Origin of the sequence: Methanobrevibacter sp. (assembly GCF_045646045.1) — an archaeon.
In the GTDB taxonomy this organism is placed as follows: Archaea; Methanobacteriota; Methanobacteria; order Methanobacteriales; family Methanobacteriaceae; genus Methanocatella.
In genome coordinates, this window is record NZ_JAZRJY010000086.1 from 1 (window position 1) to 5726 (window position 5726).

1 protein-coding gene is annotated in these 5726 nt (G+C 30.4%); it reads left to right on the top strand.

Annotation, left to right across the window (positions count from 1 at the left end; all coding sequences use genetic code 11):
- The coding region (locus tag ACKI5C_RS05585) for an AMP-binding protein (protein ID WP_407432192.1) at positions 1–5726 on the top strand (5726 nt) is incomplete at both ends.

A 5726-nucleotide genomic window follows, 5' to 3' on the forward strand; every position in this document is an offset into this window, starting at 1 on the left:
GGATATTTCTGATTATTTGAATGATGTTTCTGATTTAATTTTAAAATCAATGACAAACAGTATTTATCCGTTTAGGCTGCTTGCAAGAGAATTTAATTTAAATAATAATGTTGTTTTCGAATATAATTATGACTTAAATGACGTATCTGATGTTGGCAATGATATTATCTTTAATGATAATCTCGATACTGTTTCTGAATTTTCATGCATTGTAAATGATTTGGATGATGGCTTTGTTGTTCATGTTAATCATTTGGATAAATATTCATCAGATACTATTGTTCGTTTCTTAAATGCATTTAAAGAAATTTTAATTCAAATTTTGGATAAAGAATATCTTGAAGATATTAATTATATATCCGATGAGGATGCCAAGCTTTTAGATAGCTTTAATGAAACCGAACATCTATTAAATTATAATAATGTTTTGGATGCATTTAACGATAATTTATCTAAAAACCCTAATGATGCACTTGTATCTTTCAATAATCTTTCTTACAGTTATGCTGAAGGTGCTTTCATAGCCCATGAAATTGCTAAAAAATTAACTTCATTGGGCGTTGAGTCTCAGGATTGTGTTGGATTTTTAGTGCCTCGCGGTGAACTGTATCTCTTAAATATTTTAGGTATAATGTCAATTGGTGCTGTTTATGTTCCTTTAGATGATGCTCTTCCTGATGAACGTTTAGACTTTATGCTAAAAGATAGTGATTGTAAAGTTGTTATTGTTAATGATGAAACCAATGATCGTGTAAAAGAGTCATTTGGGGAATTTATTATTTTAAATATTTCAGACATTCTTGGGGATGAAATTAGATTATTATCTAGTTTGCCTGCAGTTCATGGTAATTTGGCTTGTATTTTGTATACTAGTGGTACTACTGGTGTTCCTAAGGGTGTTAAGATTACCGGCAAATCTATTTTAAATCTTTCTCAGTTTTACGTTGATAATTATGATTTAAGTAATGGTGATGTCTATGGGTTATTCTCAACTATTGGTTTTGATGCTGCTTTGTTAGCAACCATGGTTGTTTTATATTCCGGTGCATCTTTATCAATTGTTCCAAATGAAATCAAATTGAATATTAATGCTTTAAATAATTATTTCATTGAAAATAATGTTACTCATACACTCATTACCACCCAAGTGGGCAAGCTCTTTATGGAAAGTGTTGAGGATACTTCCCTTGAGGTTTTACTTGTCGGTGGTGAAAAATTAGGTGAATTTGAAAGCCCTGAAAATTATCTTTTAGTTGATGCATTTGGACCAACAGAAGCTTGTGTATTCATATCTTCCATTAAAAACTCCGATAAAATAGTTTCTTCTTCAGTTGGACCATTAACATATAATACAAAAGCATATATTTTAGATAATGATGGCAGAAGAGTGCCGTGGGGCGCTGTTGGTGAATTATGTCTTGCCGGTTATCAGATTGCTGATGGTTATCTGAACCGTAAAAAAGAAACTAAAGATTCCTTTATTTATAATCCTTTCGATAATCGTGAAGATTATGGGATATTGTATCATACGGGAGATATGGTGCGTTTACTGCCTGATGCTTCTTTGGCTATTGTTGGTCGTCGTGACAGTCAAGTTAAAATCAGAGGAAACCGTGTAGAACTATCAGAGGTTGAATATGTTATTCGTGAATTGGATTATGTGGATGATGTTACAGTTCAAACCATTAAAAATATGGGCAATTATGAATTGGTGGCATATGTTGCGATATCTGATAATGTGGATGAAAAAGCCCTTAAGGATAATGTTCGTGATTATGTTGCAAAATACAAACCTGATTATATGGTTCCTTCTTATGTCATGAAATTAGATAAAATTCCTTTAAACATTAACAGTAAGGTAGATAAAAATGCTTTACCTGAAATTGACTTTACCAGTTTAAAGACTGAATATGATGCACCGACAACCCAAACAGAAAAAGAAATAATACATGTATTTGAAAGTGTATTTAATCAAAAATACATTGGATTAAATGATGACTTTATCAATTTGGGTGGAGATTCTATCACGGCAATTCGCGTAATTTCATTGCTTGAAAGAAAATCAATTTTCTGTACTGCAAGAGATATACTAAATTATAAAACTCCATATCTAATTGCTAAAAATGTAAAAATCACGGATAAAATTTCATATGAATCTACTGTTGGAGAAGTTGATTTACTTCCTATTCAAAGTTATTTCTTTAATCAGATTAATAAAGATGACTTCACCCAGACATTTGTCTTAAAAACTAAAACAGATCTTGATTTAGATATTTTACAAAAGGCATTGGATGAAGTAATCAATACCCATGACATGCTAAGGGCAGTTTATAAATTTGATGATAACTCCAATCCGATTCAAGAAATTTTGCCTTTAAACAATCCGATTTATACGGTAAATGAATATAACATTTCAGATAATTTTGAAGAAAATATTGAGAAAATTCTAATCAAATCAAGCGATTCTATAAATATAAAAAATAAATTGATTGATGTTAATTTGATTCATTATAACGGAGATTCTTATCTTACTTTCGTTATTCATCATTTAATTGTTGATGGTGTAAGTTGGAGCATAATAATCGATGATTTAACACATTATTACTCCAAATTAAAATCCGAAGAAAGATATGATATTATAAGACCATACCCTTATAAAAATTGGGTAAATGATGTTAAATCCTTGGTTTTAGACATCTCTGATGATGAAAAACAATATTGGATTGAACTTAACAGTTTATTGGAAGACACTTTGATTAATGGCGAATCAGAAAGCTTTTCATTTAATGTTGATGCAACCTATGATGCAAATAACATATTTTTGATGTCTGAAGAGGAATATTTAATTTTAGCAATAGCTAGAGCATATAAGAAAACTTACAGACAAAATATAATATTGAATCGTGAGTCACATGGTCGTGACGAGAATATGGCTGATGTAAGTAAAACTGTTGGTTGGTTTACTAGCCAATATCCAATTAAAATTAAAGTAAATGATAAATATGATAATATTTCAATTGTTAAAGACATATATAACGTTAAAACAGCATTGAGTGATGTTGCGAATTTGGGTTTAAACTATGGATCTTTAGTTTTTGATACATTGGAACTTGAGTATAAGCACTGTCCTGTTTCATTTAATTTCTTAAGTAGAGAATTTTCATTTGAAAATGAGTTATTCAAAACATTGAATCTCCCAATCTCTAGTAATGATTATGATATTCATTCAAATGATGATTCTTATGGTATTAACTTCAATATATTTAATATAAAAGATAATTATGTTTTAAGTGGAGATTATGCTAAAAACACATATCTAGGAGATAATTTCGAAAGTTTCGTTGAAAATATCAAGTCTGAATTGGAATTTATTGCTAATTTCTCATTTAAAGATGAAATTGCCTGCAGTTTGTCAGAATCTCAATTGGGAATTTATCTGGATGAAAAAGTTCATGACAAAGAAACTGCCTATTCGGGTCCGGGTATTTTTATTTGTGATGCTAATAAGTCAATCGATGAAATTAAAGAGATTATTCATATTTTAATTGACAAACATCCAATTTTAAAAGGACGTATCTTGGATGATGAAGACATGCCTCTTTTAGTGTGTGACAGTTATCCTTCAATTGAAATTGTTGAAACAAATGATTATGATGAATTGATTAAACCTTTTGATTTAGAAAAGAATTTGGCTCGTTTCTTCATTGTAAATAATAAGGACACTAAGTTTATCTTTTATGATATACATCATATTATCAATGATGCTACTTCACGCACTATTATTAACAGTGAATTAAAGGCTATTTCAAATAATGAATTTGACCGTGATGTTGATTTAGGATTTATTTATGAGAGTGAGGATTCATTTGAAGCTAAATTCAAACCGGAATATGAATCTGCACAGAAATTCTTCAGTGAAGAGTTTGCTGATATCGATGAGGTTCAATCTTTATTAAAGGATATTGGCGGAAATAAAGGTAGTGTGATACTTCCTATTAGAGGTATTCGTGAACAAGTAGAATCTTTTGCTTATGAAAATGATATTACAGTAAGTAATCTTTTGAATGCTGTCTTTGCATACTCATATTCAAGATTTACGGGTAGCGAAAAAGTTTACTTTACATTTACTGAGCATGGCCGTCATGAAGATTATAGCCAAAATGCATTAGGAATGTTTGTCAGAACAATACCTATTATCGTAGACTGTAAAGACACATCAGTAAATAATTATATTAATAATCTATCTGATTTAATTCTAAAATCATTATCAAACAGTTTTTATCCATTCAGATTACTTTCAAACGAATTTAACTTAACTAATGATATTACTTTTGAGTATAATCAAGATTTAAATAACATGTCCAATATTGGGGACGAAATAATATTTAGTGATAATGCTGATGCTGTTTCTGAGTTTTTATGTGTTGTTAATGATTTGGATGATGGTTTTGTTGTCAATGTTAATCATTTGGATGGATTTAGTCAGAATACTGCGGAAAGATTTGCTAGAGCATTTAAAGAAATATTAATCCAAATGTTGGAAAAAGAAAACCTTGGTGATATTGATTATATTAGCAATCAAGATATTAAACTTTTAGATAGATATAATGAAACCCAACATCAATTTAATCATGGTGATGTTTTAGAAGCGTTTAATAATAATTTAATGGAATGTGAGAATAATGCTCTTGTAGGATATAAGGACAGTTCCTATTCTCATGGTGAGGGGGCATTTATTGCAAATGAAATTAGTAATAAGTTAACTAATTTAGGTATTGATAAACAAGATTATGTTGTTTTGTTTGTGAATCGTAGTGAATGGTTCTTATTAGCAAGTATGGGTGTTTTAACTTGTGGCGCGATTTATGTTCCTATCGAAACCACATACCCTGATGAGAGAATTATTTTGATGCTTAAAGACACACAATCTAAAGTAGTCATTGTTGATGGCGACAGTGAAAAACATATGATTGATATTATTTCACAAAATAATTTGGATATGGATGTTTTAAATGTGTCATGCATTCTTGATGAAGATCTTGGTAGTCTAAATCATTTAAATTATGTTGATGTTGATGAAAATGATACTGCTTGTGTTTTATATACTAGTGGTACTACCGGTACTCCTAAAGGTGTTTTAGTCAGTAGAAAAGCCGTGAATAACTTTGTTTCATGGTATGTGGGCGAAACTGGCTTCACATCCGATGATGTTTATGGTATGCATTGTTCATATGTTTTTGATATTCATACTGCTGCTTTGTATGCTCCTCTTGTTTCTGGTGGGTCATTGTATGTGGTGCCTGAGGATATTAGGTTAGATTTAAAGGCTTTAAATGATTATTTTGTTGAGCATAATTGTACCCATACTTATATTACAAGTCAAGTAGGTAAATTGTTTGCTGAAAGTGGTATGGATACTAGTATTAGGCTTTTGTGTTTTGGTGGTATGAAGTTAGGAGAGTTGAATGCTCCTGATTTTATGGGTCCTTTTGAGACTTATGGTCCTTCTGAAAATCTTGCTGTTTCTACTAGTATTTTTGCTAATGAACGTATTGATGATTCTAGTATTGGTTATTTTGTTAGTAATGTTAAAGGTTATGTTTTAGATAGTGAGCGTCGTCGTGTACCTTTAGGTGCTGTTGGTGAGTTGTATTTGGCTGGTGCTCAGTTAACTGAAGGTTATTTGAATAGGGGAGATGAAAATTCTAAAGTATTTTTTGATAATT